Genomic DNA, 16,682 nt, shown 5'->3' with positions numbered 1-16,682 from the left:
TCTTAATATATATTATCAAAACATTTTTAGTTTTGGAAGGTGTACTGTGGTTATCATTCAAGCAAGTATTTTATTCTTAGAAATAAGGCTGTATCAAAATAGGGTTATAATGCGTAATTATTGTATATCATTTGCATCGTTTAAATGCTTTTTAATAAAATGTTGAATATCATGCTAAAGTCGTAAACAGGGTTATTGCTGAGGCCGCATGTCAATCATCAGCATCATCCTGTATGATGAAAGTATCACACGACAAGAAGGAGGAAAATCATGCGCGTCATTATTCGAGCAACAGTCGCAATTGCAGCCATCCTTGTTGCTGCACATTTCCTAAATCACGAAAATCTCTCTACTATTGATAACTACAAAAATGAATTGGCCCAAAGCCAACCTGTTCAAGAAATATTAAATAGTGGTCCTGTACAAAAAGTTCAAAACTTTGACTTTGAGGAATTCTTACCTTCAGATTTCTTTTAAACCTTTAAAAATCACGTCCAATAGATGCTGCGAAAAAGAGGCCGAGCCATTAATCTCAAAATAAATAGCGCTAAGATGATTGATAATAAAAATCGTCTTAGCGCTTTCTTTTTTATGATACAACTTTGTATGATATGATTTCGTTCACGCGTGTAATAACCACTATTAATGTTAATAAAATGGTCTTTAATTTATAACGATAATAGATGGTTGATATGATAAGTGATGCTCCCTTGATGTCGATCATGCGTGTGATTCAAGACACGTAAAAAGTCTAAATGCCCTACTTCAGGATAAACAATCGATTTAACTTTTGCACCTAATGCATCAAATTTTTCGTAGGTTGTTTGCGAGTCTTTGTTCGGGAAAATCACATCATCTTCACCTAACAAAAACAGTACTTCTGGCATGTTTTGAATAAGGTCAATATCATCTAAATAATCCGCACGCAACGTATACAACAAATCTGTCATCATCGTATCAACTGGTGCAAGATATTGGGTGAAATTAAACACTTCATTATGTTTTTTCGAAACACCTTGCTTCAAGATAAATTCAGGAATACTTTTGACCATTTTATCTTGCTCACCCGGCTTGATATCTTTAACGAGTTCACTCAGTAACTTAGAAAAACGTAACTCTTTGTAATCAATTTTAGCTGCACTATTTAAATAAATTAAATGCTTGATGGGTAACGTATTATAGCCTGCTAACTTTGTCGCAATTAATCCACCCATTGAATAACCGATAATGGACATTTGCTCAATGTGGCCTGCTTCTACAATATCAACAAGTGCTTCGTTCATCCGTATTGCATATTCTGAGAGATCATACTGACCTCGCTCTAGTCCCGTACTTTCTCCACGTCCAGGTGCGTTAATAAAAATGAGCTGCGCATTTTGAAGATATTCTGCAAATAGTGTCATGATTTTGTAATTCATAATCGCACCATGAAGTAAAACGACCGCATGGGTTGCATTCGGGTCACCCATCGTTACAATTTCAAGTTGTGCTTGATGTGCATTTTCTAACACTTTAATATCCGTTTTGTAATTTTCCAATGACATAAAAATTCCTCTATCTAAGGTCTATTGTTTTATTGATAAATATATTATAGTAGAAAAAAGTTTTGGTCAAAAGACTTAGGACGGATTTTAATATTGCTGAACGCCCCAAAGTTTTTCTTCGCATTTTTGAATAATATATTTTAAAACTTCAATTCGTGCTGTTTTCTTATGATCTGCAGCAACAACATACCACGGTGCAGCTTCAGTATTTGTTTTTTCAATCATATCGTGACTTGCTTCCACATATTCGGCCCATTTATCTCGATTGCGCCAATCTTCATCTGTGATTTTCCATTGCTTATCAACATCTTCTTCGCGCGCTTTAAAACGTTTCAATTGTTCATCTTTATCTAATGACAAGAAAAACTTCAATATGATTGCACCGTCATTGACCCACATTTTTTCAAACGCATTAATTTCATCATAAGCACGCATCCATTCTTGTTCAGATGCAAAACCTTCAACACGTTCAACAAGAACGCGACCATACCAACTGCGATCAAAAATACCGATATGCCCACTTTTAGGCATGATTTTCGCAAATCGCCATAAATAATGATGATTGAGTTCGACATCTGTCGGTGCACTAATGGCATTAACTTCATAACCTGTTGGATCCAAATAGGTTCTCACGCGTTTTATATTTCCGCCTTTTCCGGCAGCATCCATTCCTTCATAAACCAGGATTAATGGGATTTTTCTTTCATATAATGCAAACTGCAGTTCACGCATTCTTAATTGAAGTGCTTCAATTTTATCTTGATAGGCTTCTTTTGACACTTTGTTTTTAGGTTTGCCAAATAAATGCGAGTGAAAAGAAGGCGAAAAATGACCGTCTTTCTTATCTTCACGCTTCTGATGCTTGTCTACAGCCTTAGATAAGCGTTCATGCAAATGCTCATACATTGTTATAATCGCATCTTCTCTATTGCTATAATCAATTTCTTTCCACGTTTGATCTAACATCGGTTTTAATGTCTCTAAATAAACGTCTGGTGAAACAATTTGCTCATACTCTTGTGCTTTCCATCGTGTTAAAGGATTCGATTTCATATGCGCAATATGCTTTTGTCGCTTTTCTTCATTAATATGAATAAAAAATTTAATAATTTCGTGATGGTCGTCTTGTAACATGCATTCAAAGCCTTGAATTTCACTTTTAAGGATTTTTTCATCTTTGTAAAGCGGATATTTAATTTGATGAATTTTATAATCCACAAAATGTGAATACCAACTTCTAAAATAGATATTGATATGACCTTTCTCGGGCAATGTTTCCCAAAATCGCTGTAAGAAAGGATATCTCAAGTCATATTCAGAAGGGGTTTTTGTCGCAATAAATTTTGTATATTTAGCATCTAAGTTGAGTAGTAAGTCGTTCGTTAAGCGTGTTTTTCCTGATGCAGCTACACCTTCAAAAACAATCATTATCGGGATGCCAAGCTCGTGGGTTTGTCGTGTGAGTTCCGCAATTTTTAGTCGTAGGGTTTCAAGTTTTTTCATTATTTCACCTCGTCCACTTCTATTAATATATAAGAATATTTTAACTGAATCATAGATTTTTTTCGCCCTTTCTTCAAAAAAATTTAGCTTTACAATTCAAATTTCCTCAATTTCAACCCCCTCTTTTCATTACAGTTTTAATTCATATTGTAATATTTGTAATAAAAGGACGGTTTCAACAATTTTTAAATCCATCGCTAAAAGCCTTTCATATCAGTGTTTTATAACGTATTAAACCATTCAGGGTACGACGTTTTATATGACAGTTAGATTACAAAAAGAGAAAATGAAAACTGATTGTAATGTTTTGTTATTTACACGTAATTTACAAATAAGTGTTTCGTTGGTAGAGTGTGGTTGTTGAAAATTTTAGTAAGCTTTTGAAAATGAAAATCTGAAAAATAATTTTTACTGGAGGACTTATTTTATTATGAAGAAAACATTACTTGCATCTTCTTTAGCATTAGCATTAGGAACTACAGGTGTTGCTTTACATTCAGCAGACGCGAATGCCGCAGAAGAAAATATTAATAAAGTAGAATTAGCTCAATTAGCATTAAACAACGATCAATCATTAAATGAACACGCAATTGAAGATGGTGCGTACGACTACCACTTCACTGTAAATGGCGTAAACTTCCACTTCTGGTCTGACGGTGTGACATTCGGATGGTCATACGGTTACGGTTCAGGTCAAGAAATGGCACAATCATCAGTAGCACAACCAACTCAAATGGCTGACTACAGTGCACAAGCTTCAGCACACCACGGAAATAATGAAGCTTCAAATGTACAACAATCAAATTACTCAGCACCAGCGAAACAATCAGCACCTTCATACCAAACTTCATCAACTTCATCAAACAGTGCTGGTTCTGTAACATTATCAAACGGCAACACTGCTGGTAGCCACGGTTCAAGAGCAGCACAAATTTTAGCACAACGTACTGGTGTTTCTGCTTCAACTTGGGAACACATCATCGCTCGTGAATCTAATGGTCAATTAAACGCACGTAACGCTTCAGGTGCGTCAGGTTTATTCCAAACTATGCCAGGTTGGGGACCAACAAATACTTTCGATCAACAAGTGGACGCTGCTACAAAAGCATACAAAGCACAAGGCTTAAGTGCTTGGGGAATGTAATTTAACCCAATATATTATAAAAAAGGATTCCAAAATTGGAATCCTTTTTTATGTTTAATGTTATTTTTCAATCGAGTGACACTATCCCTACTATTTTAAAGCTTTATTTATAACTCTAATTCCTATTCCCTCTCACCCCCATTTTCATTTACAAAGAATGTGCCAACTTGTTGAAGTTCATATAACCTTTTTAGTACGTGTCACTGAACTCAATTTTTTATGCTTTATGTGAAATTCATACTGCTTCTAACTTCAATTTCAATAACCTCTCTCTTTTCGTTGTATAAAAAATGATTATATTTTTTGTTTTAAGTAGCAGGTTAAAAGAAATAAGAAGCTATTTTGGCAGTATTTGATCCCATTTATCACTTTTCGATTTTTGATTAAAGTCAAAATTTTCCATTGTTCCGTTTTATAAAATATGAATTACACACTAATGTAAAATAAGACGTCATTTTATCTTTTGTTTCATTTATGTTACATTCACACTTAAAATTGTTTACAATGGTTTATTCCATCATATGAGTGTGCTATGATGCTTTCAGTAACAAAACGAATTCAGAGAGGAAGACTTTTTAATTATGAAAAAATTAACTACTGCTACGATCGCTACCTTGAGCTTAGTTGGAGTTGGCTACATGGCTTCTAATGACGCCCAAGCAGCAGAACTTAATGAAGCATCGCACTACACGACAACATATTCAGAAGCAACTCAAGACTTCGTAACAACAGACGTAAATGGTAACAAACACCATACATTAGACGGAAACTGGGATCCATCAATGTTTAACAACCAAGATTATGTTTTTTATACAGAAAATGGTGATGGAACAGTTGATTATTACTACTACCAAACTAACAACCAAAACTACACTTATCACTATGACTACACTTCAGTTGAAACACCTATAGTCAATACAAATAATAATACAAATACAAACTATCAATACAGTGCATACAATGCACAATCAACATCAAACGTAACAGTACCTACTACAACAACAAGCCAAGTTAACTACCAAACACAACAAACAGCAACAACAATGGCTACTGAAGCACCTACTTATAATCAAGGTACATTAACTACAAGTGGACGTTCTATCGCAACAACTGCATCTGGCTCAAACTTATATACTTCTGGTCAATGTACTTACTATGCATTTGAACGTGCAGGCGGTAAAATTGGTTCAACTTGGGGCAATGCGAATAACTGGGCAAACGCAGCGCGTTCAGCTGGATACACAGTAAACAACAAACCAACTGCAGGTGCAATCATGCAAACGTCTGCTGGGGCATATGGACACGTTGCTTACGTTGAAAGTGTCGGTTCAAATGGTTCAGTAACAGTGTCTGAAATGAACTATGGCCACGGTGCTGGCGTTGTCACTTCACGTACGATCTCTGCAAGCCAAGCTGCAGGTTATAACTTTATTCACTAATCGCTAGTTAATATATAATAGATCGGGACATCAATACTAAAATAAGAAGCGCTAAGATGATTCTTAACAGAAAATCGTCTTAGCGCTTCTTTTTATAATAAAACTGCTATGATATGACTTCGTTTCCTCTTCAATTAAGCCAAATTGAGTTGAGATTTTAGCCCCTAAGCAAGCTGTTCATGCTTTCGTGCACAAAGCTATGATATATGAATCATTTCCTTCCATATAATTAGCTACGTGCTATTTTGAAACAAAATCATTGTGCTGAATACATATGCCTTATAAAATAATATTACTTATTGATATAAGGAGGATATATGAAACGTTCCTTATTTTTTATACTTTTTTGTATGACCACGCTAGGGGTGGCTTTTACTGCGCTTCGGAATGACCACACGCTCAAGTCACAGCTCACACATTGGTATACGGCTCAATATGAAAAGTATGTACATCCCGATCGAAAAACACATGGATTTGGAAAGTATAACCATGGTTTATCATTTAATGGTGATTCACGTCATTATGGTATCGATTACGCATTACCTGAAAACACGAAAATTCTTGCACCAACACACGGTACTGTGACACGTACATTTAAAAATAAATTAGGTGGCAATGTTTTAGAGATTCGCGAAGCTAACGGCACACATTATCAATGGTTTATGCATTTAAACCGATATAAAGTTAAAGTGGGTGATACTGTCTCTCCTGGAGAAGTCATCGCACAATCTGGTAATACGGGGGAACAAACAACAGGCCCTCACCTCCATTTCCAACGTATGAAAGGCGGTATTGGTAATCGTTTTGCCGAAGATCCTGAACCTTTTATTAATCAATTGCCACATCAACAACGTAGCCTTTATCGCATTGAATAAGGACATATTGAGAAATCAATGCACCGTTCGATTTCTTAATATGTCCTTTCGACATAGCGTTTTATTTATACCAACGTTTCATATACGTTGTATGCATGCTTATTAATGACATCAGGTTATTCTTCCAAATAGGGATGATGCGTTGTATTTTGATTGCTCACATCATCTTGTTGAATATTGAGATGAATACGTTGCATTTTGCGTTCAACATTTGCAATTTCAAGCGCACATTCTTTCAATGTATGACGATAAACGTCTGTATTGCCATTTGTATTTTTATAATGCAATTTATGTTCTAAACTTGCCCACATATCCATCCCGATTGTACGTAATTGGATTTCAACGGGTGTCTCAACAGTCCCATCTGTCAAAAATATAGGGACTGAAACAACAATGTGTAAACTTTTATAGCCGTTTTGCTTAGGCACTTCGATGTAATCTTTACGCTTCAACAATTTAATGTCTGCTTGTTTTAACAATAGTTGCTCCACAGTATAAATGTCATCGATATAATTACAGACGACTCGAATTCCTGCAATATCCATAATATGTGTTTGTGCAGCTTTCGCGGTAATTTCGATGCCTTTTCTTTTAAGTTTTTGGAGTAAACTTGGTATCTTTTTCACTCGTCGCTCCATATGATGAATTGGATTATGTGCATTTTTGACTTGGAAATCCTCGTCTAGTATCCTCAATTTTGTGCTAATCTCTTCTAAAGCTGCACGATACGAATGTTCGAGTGCTACAAATGCGATAATTTCCTCAGGTTGGTCCAAATGCTTTAAATCCTCAACTCGATAGCTTGCAAATTCATGCTTCAAACTTTGAACATTGATTGGCGCGTTTTTTTCTACAAACATGTTCTCACCCCATATTGATTGGATACGCGTTTTATCATTTTTTGTCTTTACTCCCATGTCATCGATGTTCTCACTACTTACCACTTTACTACTTATGATTGTATTATCAAATTTTTAGCTAAAAATTGCAAAAAAAGTGATAGCAACAGATGCAAATCTGGTCTATCACCATCAATTTGTTCATCAGTCACTATCACTTTAATTATGTGGCAAATGATCTCATTTAAGAAAATGAAAGTTACGTTCATTTTAGCCTTGGGGATGGAGAACATATTCGCAATGAAGCCACTCTTTACACAGCGAATAGCAATGTCTCTTTAGGTTTAACGATATTGAACGATTCTGTCTACATCTAAACGTGCACTTGGACGACCTTCTTGCGCTGCTTTACCAATTGCTACGATCATAACAGGTACATAACGTTGAGGATCTAATCCTAAACCTTCAGCAATTTTTTCTCTTTCAAAGCCACCAATTGGGTTCGTATCATAACCATGTTCACGTGCAACTAACATTAACTGCATCGCAGCTAAACTGCTGTCCACTTTAACGATGTCATTCATTGATTGTTGATCAAGACCTTCATACATACCTACAAAACGTTTAACAAGGTCAACTTTAACATCTTCTGGCATAAAGCCTTGTTCAACTGCAGAACCATAGATTTCTTCTGCATATTCATAATTTAACATATCACCGAAAATAACAATCATCGCTGCAGATGAATCGTTTTGACGTGTATTAAATTGAACAAGTGGACGTAATGTATCTTTACCTTCTTCTGTATCAACTACTACAAAGCGCCATGGTTGCATGTTAATTGATGAAGGTGCTAACGTCGCTTTTCTAATCATCTCATTCATTTCTGAACGTGGAATTTTAACAGATTCGTCAAATAATTTTACCGAACGTCTTCCTGTCATTATTTCCTCAAAGTTTTGATTAAGTGCCATAAGTATCACCTTTCTTTTATTTTTATAATAATCCATTTAATCAAGTGCTATTTGATTATATTTTATACCTTCTTTTGAATCAAGAGAAAAGTGTTATAATAGAAATAATCACTTCTATATACTGGGGGTCTGAAAATGACAAATCAAGATAAAAATTTAAATAAAGAATTATGCTTTTTATTTTATGTCGCTTCCAAAGAAGTCATTAAAAAGTATAGCACGCATTTAAAAAATTATAATCTCACATATACAGGTTATATTACATTGATTTCAATAGAAGATGATGAAGTGATCAATATTAAACGTTTAGGTGACCGAATTTATTTAAATTCAGGTACACTCACACCACTTATTAAAAAGTTGGTTGCGCAAGGATTTGTTGAAAAAATTAGAAACCCTGAAGACGAACGTAACCTTAATATTTCATTGACCGATGAAGGGCGTCAACTGAAGCAACAATTAAGAAACGTCACTGTTGATGCCTGTGCTTCACTTAAATTTGAAGGCAATGATTTGGCAGATATGGTTGGTATTTTACAACGTTTTCTAGATAATAACTTTCCTTCAAATCCAACCGCACTGTAAAACACCAAAATAGGTCGTTGATACACTTCAACTCACCTTGTCACGTTGACTAGGTGAGTTTTTCTTTTTAGCAACTTAGAGTTTCTTCTCTATTTAAAGCTATTCCAATACTTATAAAATAAATATGAAACGCCAACATGCAATGGCGCCTGTGTTAAACGATAAATCGGCCAAGGTAATCTCGGCACAAAATCATGCAAAGCGATTAAGCAAGTCGTTGTTGCCCCTTCTAAACGTCTAAACTCTAACCTTGGGATCCGACCGCTTCTTTTAACAAGCAATCCCCCTGTAATATTGAGTACCACGCTTTTAACAGGATCACTTGTGGTGTCGTGATACATTTGAATAAGGGGTAACTTGAATGGCATTAAAATAATTGTAAAACGTGTTCCATCATAGACACCATTAATCAATCGGCCATTCAATGTCTTAAGAAAGCGACCATACATAGACGTAACACCATCCATGGACACATTTTCAGGAATTTCAAGGGCCTGTATAGAACGTACAGTTTGTGTTTCTTTACTCAGTTGGTAAAGTGCACGTTTTCCCCATTTTAAATGTCTCACTTTTATTTTTTGATGAATCACATCAATATTAAAAGCTGCCAATGTTTGTTCAAGTATAGGATTGAGTTGTGCTTGAATTGCTAAACATTTTTGGACGCCCGCTTGATGCATAGCGGTTGCTAAATTATCATAGATGAGTCGTTCCAAATTGATAACCCGTCCTTGTGTCAAGGCGTTGTTAGAATAATGTGGGTCTCCAATGATAACGACAAAAGCAATATCTTCTAGCGCCTTTCCAACAGCTGCTTTGTTAAATAAATCAATATGGCGTGTTCGCCCATTCGTCGTTTGTGCCATAGTAGGTGACACTTGTACATAAACTTTATGACCTTGCTCCCGCATCATATTTACATATTCATGGGTGTAAGGTTGACCGTCTGTGATGACTAAAGTATTGACCATCCTACTCACTCTTTCGTTTTTTCAATTTAAACGTATTATACCAATTTTTTAATCGATAATGAATCGAATAAGCGCCATAGCGATACTTGATCTCCATATTACTTATCATCAACGTGTTCTACTATGGTAACTTACTTCTTACAAACTAACCTTTCGACGCTCTGTATAGAGATAGGGTTGGAACCGTATCGCTCCAACCCTATCTATAACATAGAATCACTAAAAGCTTAGAATCTTATTTTAAGTTAAGCCCTTTTTCCAATTCATCAATTTGTTTAATTGTCGTAGTCGTTGAACCAGATGCAAAATACCATAATTTTGGATCTACTTCGACAACTTTTTTATCTTTGATTGCTTTTACGTTTTTAAGCACATCATTGCTAAGCACCTGTTTAGCTGAAGATTGTTCACCTATCGCTTGACCACGATCCATCGCAAAAATAATACCAGGATTTTTCTCACTGACATATTCGTTTGTCACATTCTGACCATGTCTACTACTCTTAATATTGTGATCAGCAGGTTTAAATCCTAATGTATCATAAACTAAATTACCAAAACGGTCACCAGCGCCAAATGTTGATAATTCACCTTCATTAACAAGTAAATACATTGCTTTTTCATCAATGTCTTTCGTTTTTGCTTTCATTTCATCAATCTTTTGTTCTAAATCTTTAACAAGTTGATTCGCTTTATCTGATTGACCATAAATCTTACCTAAATTTTCAGTGTTTGTTTTCATAGAAGATACATAATTTTTATCATTAGCACCCATATAAATTAATTTTGCATTAGGGGCTGCTTTTTTTAATTCATCAATATTTTTCTGTGACGCTGTTCTTGGTGATAAATAAATAACATCTGGTTTTGCTTTTGCGACAACATCAAAATTAATTTCTTTCAAACTTCCTGTATTCGCATAGCGGTCATCTTTAAACTCATCTAAGAAATCTGGAAGTGATGCATTGCCTTCACCTTTTGGTAACGCGACAATCTTATCTTCTAATCCAAGGGCTTTCATCGTATCGACCGTACCATAATCAAAAACGACTGCTTTTTCAGGATCTTTATCTAATTTCACTGTATCTTGATATGATTTGTCTTCGCTGCCATCTTTAGCTTCCCCTCTTAAAGTGAAATCATTTTTAATTTCAACCGCTTTTTTGCTATCTGTTTCTTTCGTTTCTTCTTTTTTATCATTGTTTTGATTACCACATGCGACTAAAATCACCATGAGTGTCATCATTAATAATAGACCTAGTTTTTTCATTGTTTTCCTCCACATACTTAAGCTATTTAATCGTGTTGCTTTTAATGATATACATCATTATTCATCAAAATAAATACAAATCTGTTGACCACGAATTTCTTCTATTTTGACATCCATTTCATAAAGTTCTTTTAATACAGCTGTATGAATGACTTCGCGTTTAGGTGCTGCTTTGACCAATTTCCCCCCCTTCAGAGCGACAATACGATCTGAATATACAGAAGCAAAATTAATATCATGTAATACAACCACAATGGTCTTATTGTGAAAAGCAGCCAGTTCACGTAACGTCTGCATAATTTGGACAGAATGCTTCATATCCAAATTATTTAAAGGCTCATCTAATAAAATGTAATCCGTATCTTGCGCAATCGTCATCGCAATATAAGCACGTTGACGCTGACCTCCGGATAACGTTTTAAGATAACGATGTCGAATTTCTTCCAACTTTAATAATGAGAGTGCTTCATTAACTTTTTCTTTATCCTCTTTCTTTAAATAGCCCTTCGAATAAGGAAAGCGACCAAAATTAACGAGCTGTTCAACGGTAATATTTAACTCCGTATGATTGGTTTGTTTCAGGATGGATAAACGTTGCGCAAGTGTCTGACTTTGATACGTTTCAATTGCTTGTCCCTCGATTTCAATAGATCCAGAATCAAATGAACTCAAACGACTCATTGCTGAAAGTAATGTACTCTTTCCAGCCCCGTTCGGACCAATCAAAGATGTTAATTTTCCTTTTTCAATATCAACATCAATATCTTTGAGTATCTCTTTACCATCGATAGATTGGTTTAATCCTCGAATACAAATCATGCCGCTGTCCTCCTTCTCATTAATAAGTAAATAAAGTAAATACCACCAATTAAATTAATCAGTATACTCACTTGTGTTGTTGCTTCGAATAAGTGTTCCACAATCCACTGTGCTAAAAATAAACTGATCCAACTGATACAAATTGTTGCAGGTAATATATAGCGATGCTCAAATGTTTTCATTAACTCATGGGCTAAGTTAATTGTTAAAAGACCTAAAAAGGTAATCGGCCCCACTAAAGCTGTTGCAATAGCGACTAATAGTGCGACAAGAATTAACAGTAAGCGTGTGACCACATTGTAATTCACACCTAAATTAATCGCTTGGGCTCTCCCTAATAAGAGAACGTCTAAATAAGGAATAATTGCCACTGTAATACCAAGCAATACAAGTAACACAACCGCACAAATCATTACAAGCGGTGTTTGAGATGCATCAAAATTTGCAAACATAGCACTTTGCACGGCTAAGAAATCTTCTGGGTTAATTAAGAGCTCAAGAAAACCGGTGATACTTCTAAAAAATGTCCCTAGAATAACACCAATCAGTAAAATAAAATAGACAGAAAACTGACCGAATTTGAAAATGACTTCAAATAAAAGCAATGCAAATATGACCATAGCAATAAGCGATATTGAAAAATTTAAATAAAAAGAATGAACTAAGACTGAATTCACCCCAAATACAAATAATATCAATACTTTACTAAACAAGTAGACAGCATCTAATCCCATAATGGACGGGGTTAATAGTCGATTGACGGTAATCGACTGAAAAACAACTGTCGATGCGGATATCGCAGCGCCAACTAATAAAATTAAGAAAAACTTTCTAAGTCGACTTGAAATTTGGTATGCAAATATTTCGAAATCAATTCCGATCAATAAATACATCAAAGCTGTAATCACTGTACCTATCATTAGAAAGATAAGTGTTCTCAAAGGTTTATTGTTCATAATGTCGACGTCCTTTCATTAACATCACAATAAAAACAAATGTGCCAAAAATACCAATCGTTAATCCAATATTGATTTCGTATGGATAAACGATAAGACGCCCAAAAATGTCAGAAATCATCACAAAAATCGCGCCAAGAAGCGCTGTTTGTGGCAACGCATTTTTTAAATGATCACCTTTAAAAATTGAAACAATATTCGGTACAATTAACCCTAAGAAAGGTAACGTCCCAACAGTAACTACAACAAGCGCAGTCATCGTGGCAGTAATAAACAAGCCTATATTCATAATCCATTCATAATTTAAGCCAAGATTTTTACTGAAATCACGTCCCATTCCAGCAATCGTAAATTGATTTGCAAAAATATATGTAACAATGAGTAGCGGTATACTCAAATACAAAACTTCATAGCGCCCGCTCGTAATTATCGCGAAATTACCATTTAGCCAATTGCCAATACTCTGAACAGCGTTTGTTCTTAGTGCAATAAAGGTCGCAAAACTAGAGACAATCCCACCAAGCATGATGCCGATGAGCGGTACAAAGATCACATCTTTGAACTTAATCCGTTGCACAATTTGAACAAACATAAATGTTCCAAATAAGCTGCATAAAACGGCGAAAACCAATTTTAAAAGGATATGTTGTTTTGGGAAAAAGATAAGTGATATTAAAATGCCTAATTTTGCCCATTCCATCGTCCCTGCAGTCGTTGGACTCACAAATTTGTTTTGCATCATTTGTTGCATAATAAGGCCAGCAAGTGCTAGAGCACTCCCAGAAATTAATATACTTACTGTTCTTGGTATTCGACTTGCCCATAAAATATTCAGTTGATGCGCATTAAATTGAAATAGCTCAGTGATAGGGACACGACTCACACCTATAAATAAAGAGCAGACAGTGAGCACACTTAGGATCAAGAACAACACATAAACATTCATTATCACGCGCATTATTCTGGCTCCTTAAAAAGCAAAATATTGATAATGATTTTCATTATCATTAAAATTTTAGCATTAAGCCAACTTTTACACAATATTAAATTTAAATTTTCAATTAAGCTTAAATCCAGTTCTCATTTAAAAATAATTGTTAAATGCTTATCAACGTTCATCACAATGTGAACATCAAAATAAAAAAGCCACATCATTTCGCGCACACTGCATTTAAGAATACAGTTTTATTGCAAATGATGTGGAAATTGAAATCTGCATATGATAATTGTCAGCAGTGAACATAGAAACGCGGTTTGACTGCGTGATGCAATGTCCATCTTAAAATACAGCTCAAAAGAACTCCAAATGTTTGAGCAACCTACTCAAAACGTCATTGTCAGTTGTCATGATGATACATCCTTAATGCGAGTCTACATCAAGCTATAAATAAACATTAACATAATTGTCAGCGTTGTAATAACGGCTGTAATCACCGCCCAATTATTCGGACTGATTTTACCAGGTTTTGCTGTACGTTTAAACGCACGAATGGTAATGACCCAAGCTATCACCGTTAAAATCGATAAAATCACTATAAAGAACATGGTGTTCACTTCCTGCACCTCCAATGTCATCTCGTGAATAATATTATATTATCATATTTATCAATATAAAATTAAAAAAATCGTCATGGCGTGTAGGGGTAGCCATGACGATTCTTTATTCATTAATAGAACAACATCAATAAGATTGGAAGCATAACGGAACTTAAAACGGCAGATAAAATCATGCCGATTGAGCTAAATGCGCCTGACTCTAAGTCCATCTCTAAAGCACGTGCAGTACCAAATGCATGAGAAGCATTACCAAATGTCATCCCACGTGCGATAGAAGTTTGAAAATTCGTCATGCGCACAAGTGTTGCACCTATCATACTTCCGACGAGACCAGTAGCAATAATAAACATAATTGTCACTGTATCTTCGCCGCCGAGCTGATGTGACACTTGCACTCCGACCGCGGCTGTAATCGACCGAGGTAACAAAGTCACGATATCTTCGCGACCGTAACCGAGTAACTTTAAAGTAAAATAAATTAGGGAAAAGTTTAAAGTGACCGCAGTTAACACACTCACGAAGATTGTTTTGAAGTATTTTAAAATCTTGTGACGATTTAAGTACAATGGAAAAGCCAAACAAACGACGGTAGATCCGAGTAATTGATTAATCCATTGTCCCCCAACCATATAACTGTGATAATCGAGACGAAATAAGAGTAATATAATAATGACACTTATAGATGTGATTAAAACAGGGTTAAGAATAGGAAATTTAAACTTTGTATATAATTTTCTAGACAGTATATACATCACGACTGTCAACGCAATCATTGCAACGCCCTGTAAAAACATCATGATTGCTCATGCCCTTTGCGAAATACACGTCCTGTTGTCATTTTTTCAGCAACTAAACCTGAACTATAAGCGACAAGTACAGTCCCAAAAACAACAAGCGAGAAAAAGACAACGAAGTTTAAATTTAATTCAGAAACCACATCCATCACGCCTATCACAGAAGGAATGAAGAAAAACACCATCGTAGCGAGTAGAAAATTTGCGCCCTCTTTAATCCATTCTACTTTCACGATTTTGAACTGCAGTAAAATAAAAAATAGGATTAATCCAACAATACTTCCTGCAAGTGGGATGTGAAATAATTGTTGAATCCCGTTACCTAATAATGTAATGCCGTATATGATGAGTAATTGTGATAACACTTTAAAACACTTTTTCAACTTAATCATTTCATCCACCCTTCTCTTCATTCGAATGATTCTATTGTAAAGGGTGATGATACATAAGAAAAATATTGGTTTTTCATATCAATCATTACTTTTGTCTATGATAACGCTATCTCCTTGTTGTGCCAATGGCAGATGGATATTTAGGTAGTCCAAAAAAGTTTTTGTAGCATGGTTAAGATGCACATCTTTTTTCCATATCACACCCATCTCCCAATCTAACGTGACATCACTCAGTTGTAAGACTCTGATTTCTGGATTTTGAGCAATGATACGCACGATGTTCTCAGGCAAAATACTAATCCCCATCTTGGCAGTGATTAAATGCTCAATAAAACGCCATTGCGAAATTTTAGAAACAATATGCGGAACAAACCCCGCTTGGCGTGTTACCGCAATGATTTTATCATTCAAATAAAAATCCTCGTTAAACATCACAAAATCTTCGTCTTTTAAATCAGAAATTGTCACACTTTGTTGGTGTGCTAACGGATGGAGATGATGCATCACCACTTCAAAGCGCTCTGAATAGAGTGGGAATGAATCGAATTCTTGGTTATTTACTGGTAATGACGTTAACCCTAAATGGATATCATTGTTTCTCACTTGAGCTTCAATCGTTTTCCCGCCGTTCTCATTCAGATTAAAAACGACATCCGGATACTTTTGATGAAATTCTCCCAACACTTGTCCAAATCTTTCCATATCCATAATGGCAGATAATCCAATGGAAACATAACCTTTCTCTATTCCGAGTAAACTACTGATTTCAAAAGGTAAGCTATCATATAAATTTAATATTTCACACGCTTTATTAAAGAAAACTTCACCCACATCCGTTAAGTTCAGTTGCCGCTTCGAACGATCAAATAATGGCTCTCCTAATTCTAATTCTAGCTCTTTGATTGCCTTACTAATTGTTGGCTGTGCAATATACAATGTTTCCGCTGCACGTGTCATCCCTTCTTGACGTACAACTTCTACAAAGTATTTCATTTGTTTGATATCCAAACGATAACCCTC

The 16,682-nt window shown here is 35.3% G+C and carries 18 protein-coding genes; 5 read left to right on the top strand and 13 right to left on the bottom strand.

Features of this window, described 5'->3' with window-relative positions:
- Positions 1 to 270: 270 nt before the first annotated feature.
- Positions 271 to 477 carry a hypothetical protein gene (locus CD118_RS04520; RefSeq protein ID WP_050329956.1) on the top strand — a complete coding sequence of 69 codons (207 nt, stop codon included), beginning with the start codon at positions 271 to 273 and terminating at the stop codon, positions 475 to 477.
- 191 nt (positions 478 to 668) lie between these two features.
- Here CD118_RS04520 and CD118_RS04515 read toward each other — a convergent pair whose 3' ends face one another.
- Positions 669 to 1,544, bottom strand: coding sequence for an alpha/beta hydrolase (locus CD118_RS04515; protein ID WP_050345184.1), 876 nt, complete (start codon positions 1,542 to 1,544; stop codon positions 669 to 671).
- An 87-nt stretch (positions 1,545 to 1,631) separates the two neighbouring features.
- On the bottom strand, positions 1,632 to 3,050 hold the full coding sequence (locus tag CD118_RS04510; protein ID WP_169925588.1) for a phosphate--AMP phosphotransferase: 1,419 nt from the start codon (positions 3,048 to 3,050) through the stop codon (positions 1,632 to 1,634).
- A gap of 427 nt (positions 3,051 to 3,477) precedes the next feature.
- Here CD118_RS04510 and CD118_RS04505 point away from each other — a divergent pair, with 427 nt between their 5' ends.
- The 3 genes from CD118_RS04505 (at position 3,478) to CD118_RS04495 (ending at position 6,505) form a co-directional block, all read left to right on the top strand.
- Positions 3,478 to 4,191 carry a lysozyme family protein gene (locus tag CD118_RS04505; protein ID WP_103356315.1) on the top strand — a complete coding sequence of 238 codons (714 nt, stop codon included), beginning with the start codon at positions 3,478 to 3,480 and terminating at the stop codon, positions 4,189 to 4,191.
- Positions 4,192 to 4,829: 638 nt separating this feature from the next.
- A complete protein-coding gene (locus tag CD118_RS04500; protein WP_425353201.1) occupies positions 4,830 to 5,630 on the top strand; it encodes a CHAP domain-containing protein in 801 nt (266 codons plus the stop codon).
- 317 nt (positions 5,631 to 5,947) lie between these two features.
- The gene (locus CD118_RS04495) at positions 5,948 to 6,505 is read left to right on the top strand and encodes a M23 family metallopeptidase (RefSeq protein WP_060829406.1); all 558 of its coding nucleotides are present in this window, start codon (positions 5,948 to 5,950) and stop codon (positions 6,503 to 6,505) included.
- Positions 6,506 to 6,621: 116 nt separating this feature from the next.
- On the opposite strand, the gene CD118_RS04490 is transcribed toward CD118_RS04495, so the two are convergent.
- Both CD118_RS04490 and CD118_RS04485 read right to left on the bottom strand, forming a co-directional pair.
- A complete protein-coding gene (locus tag CD118_RS04490) occupies positions 6,622 to 7,365 on the bottom strand; it encodes a GTP pyrophosphokinase (protein ID WP_103356313.1) in 744 nt (247 codons plus the stop codon).
- A 323-nt stretch (positions 7,366 to 7,688) separates the two neighbouring features.
- Complete coding sequence (locus tag CD118_RS04485) at positions 7,689 to 8,318, bottom strand: nitroreductase family protein (protein WP_016426117.1); 630 nt, start codon at positions 8,316 to 8,318, stop codon at positions 7,689 to 7,691.
- A gap of 135 nt (positions 8,319 to 8,453) precedes the next feature.
- On the opposite strand from CD118_RS04485, the gene CD118_RS04480 reads away from it, so the two are divergent.
- A complete protein-coding gene (locus CD118_RS04480) occupies positions 8,454 to 8,903 on the top strand; it encodes a MarR family winged helix-turn-helix transcriptional regulator (protein WP_060829405.1) in 450 nt (149 codons plus the stop codon).
- Positions 8,904 to 8,992: 89 nt separating this feature from the next.
- On the opposite strand, the gene CD118_RS04475 is transcribed toward CD118_RS04480, so the two are convergent.
- The 9 genes from CD118_RS04475 to cidR form a co-directional block, all read right to left on the bottom strand.
- Positions 8,993 to 9,874 carry a hypothetical protein gene (locus CD118_RS04475; protein WP_171839457.1) on the bottom strand — a complete coding sequence of 294 codons (882 nt, stop codon included), beginning with the start codon at positions 9,872 to 9,874 and terminating at the stop codon, positions 8,993 to 8,995.
- 235 nt (positions 9,875 to 10,109) lie between these two features.
- Positions 10,110 to 11,144 carry a ferrated catecholamine ABC transporter substrate-binding lipoprotein SstD gene (locus CD118_RS04470; protein ID WP_060829404.1) on the bottom strand — a complete coding sequence of 345 codons (1,035 nt, stop codon included), beginning with the start codon at positions 11,142 to 11,144 and terminating at the stop codon, positions 10,110 to 10,112.
- A gap of 57 nt (positions 11,145 to 11,201) precedes the next feature.
- On the bottom strand, positions 11,202 to 11,963 hold the full coding sequence (locus tag CD118_RS04465) for an iron ABC transporter ATP-binding protein (protein ID WP_060829403.1): 762 nt from the start codon (positions 11,961 to 11,963) through the stop codon (positions 11,202 to 11,204).
- A complete protein-coding gene (locus CD118_RS04460) occupies positions 11,960 to 12,919 on the bottom strand; it encodes an iron chelate uptake ABC transporter family permease subunit (protein WP_050345177.1) in 960 nt (319 codons plus the stop codon). The genes CD118_RS04465 and CD118_RS04460 overlap by 4 nt, the downstream gene beginning before the upstream one ends.
- Positions 12,909 to 13,877: an ABC transporter permease gene (locus CD118_RS04455; RefSeq protein ID WP_050329942.1), complete on the bottom strand. Its 969-nt coding sequence runs from the start codon at positions 13,875 to 13,877 to the stop codon at positions 12,909 to 12,911. The genes CD118_RS04460 and CD118_RS04455 overlap by 11 nt, the downstream gene beginning before the upstream one ends.
- A gap of 413 nt (positions 13,878 to 14,290) precedes the next feature.
- Entirely contained in the window at positions 14,291 to 14,464 is a 174-nt protein-coding gene (locus CD118_RS11965) for a hypothetical protein (protein WP_016426109.1), read from the bottom strand.
- 122 nt (positions 14,465 to 14,586) lie between these two features.
- Complete coding sequence (locus tag CD118_RS04450) at positions 14,587 to 15,273, bottom strand: LrgB family protein (RefSeq protein ID WP_060829401.1); 687 nt, start codon at positions 15,271 to 15,273, stop codon at positions 14,587 to 14,589.
- Entirely contained in the window at positions 15,270 to 15,662 is a 393-nt protein-coding gene (locus CD118_RS04445; RefSeq protein ID WP_103356312.1) for a CidA/LrgA family protein, read from the bottom strand. The genes CD118_RS04450 and CD118_RS04445 overlap by 4 nt, the downstream gene beginning before the upstream one ends.
- Before the next feature lie 78 nt (positions 15,663 to 15,740).
- A complete protein-coding gene (cidR, locus tag CD118_RS04440) occupies positions 15,741 to 16,670 on the bottom strand; it encodes a cidABC operon transcriptional activator CidR (protein ID WP_060829400.1) in 930 nt (309 codons plus the stop codon).
- Positions 16,671 to 16,682 lie beyond the last annotated feature (12 nt).

It is taken from the genome of Staphylococcus coagulans (genome assembly GCF_002901995.1).
Classification (GTDB): Bacteria; Bacillota; Bacilli; order Staphylococcales; family Staphylococcaceae; genus Staphylococcus; species Staphylococcus coagulans.
This window is presented reverse-complemented; position numbering and strand designations above follow the sequence as displayed.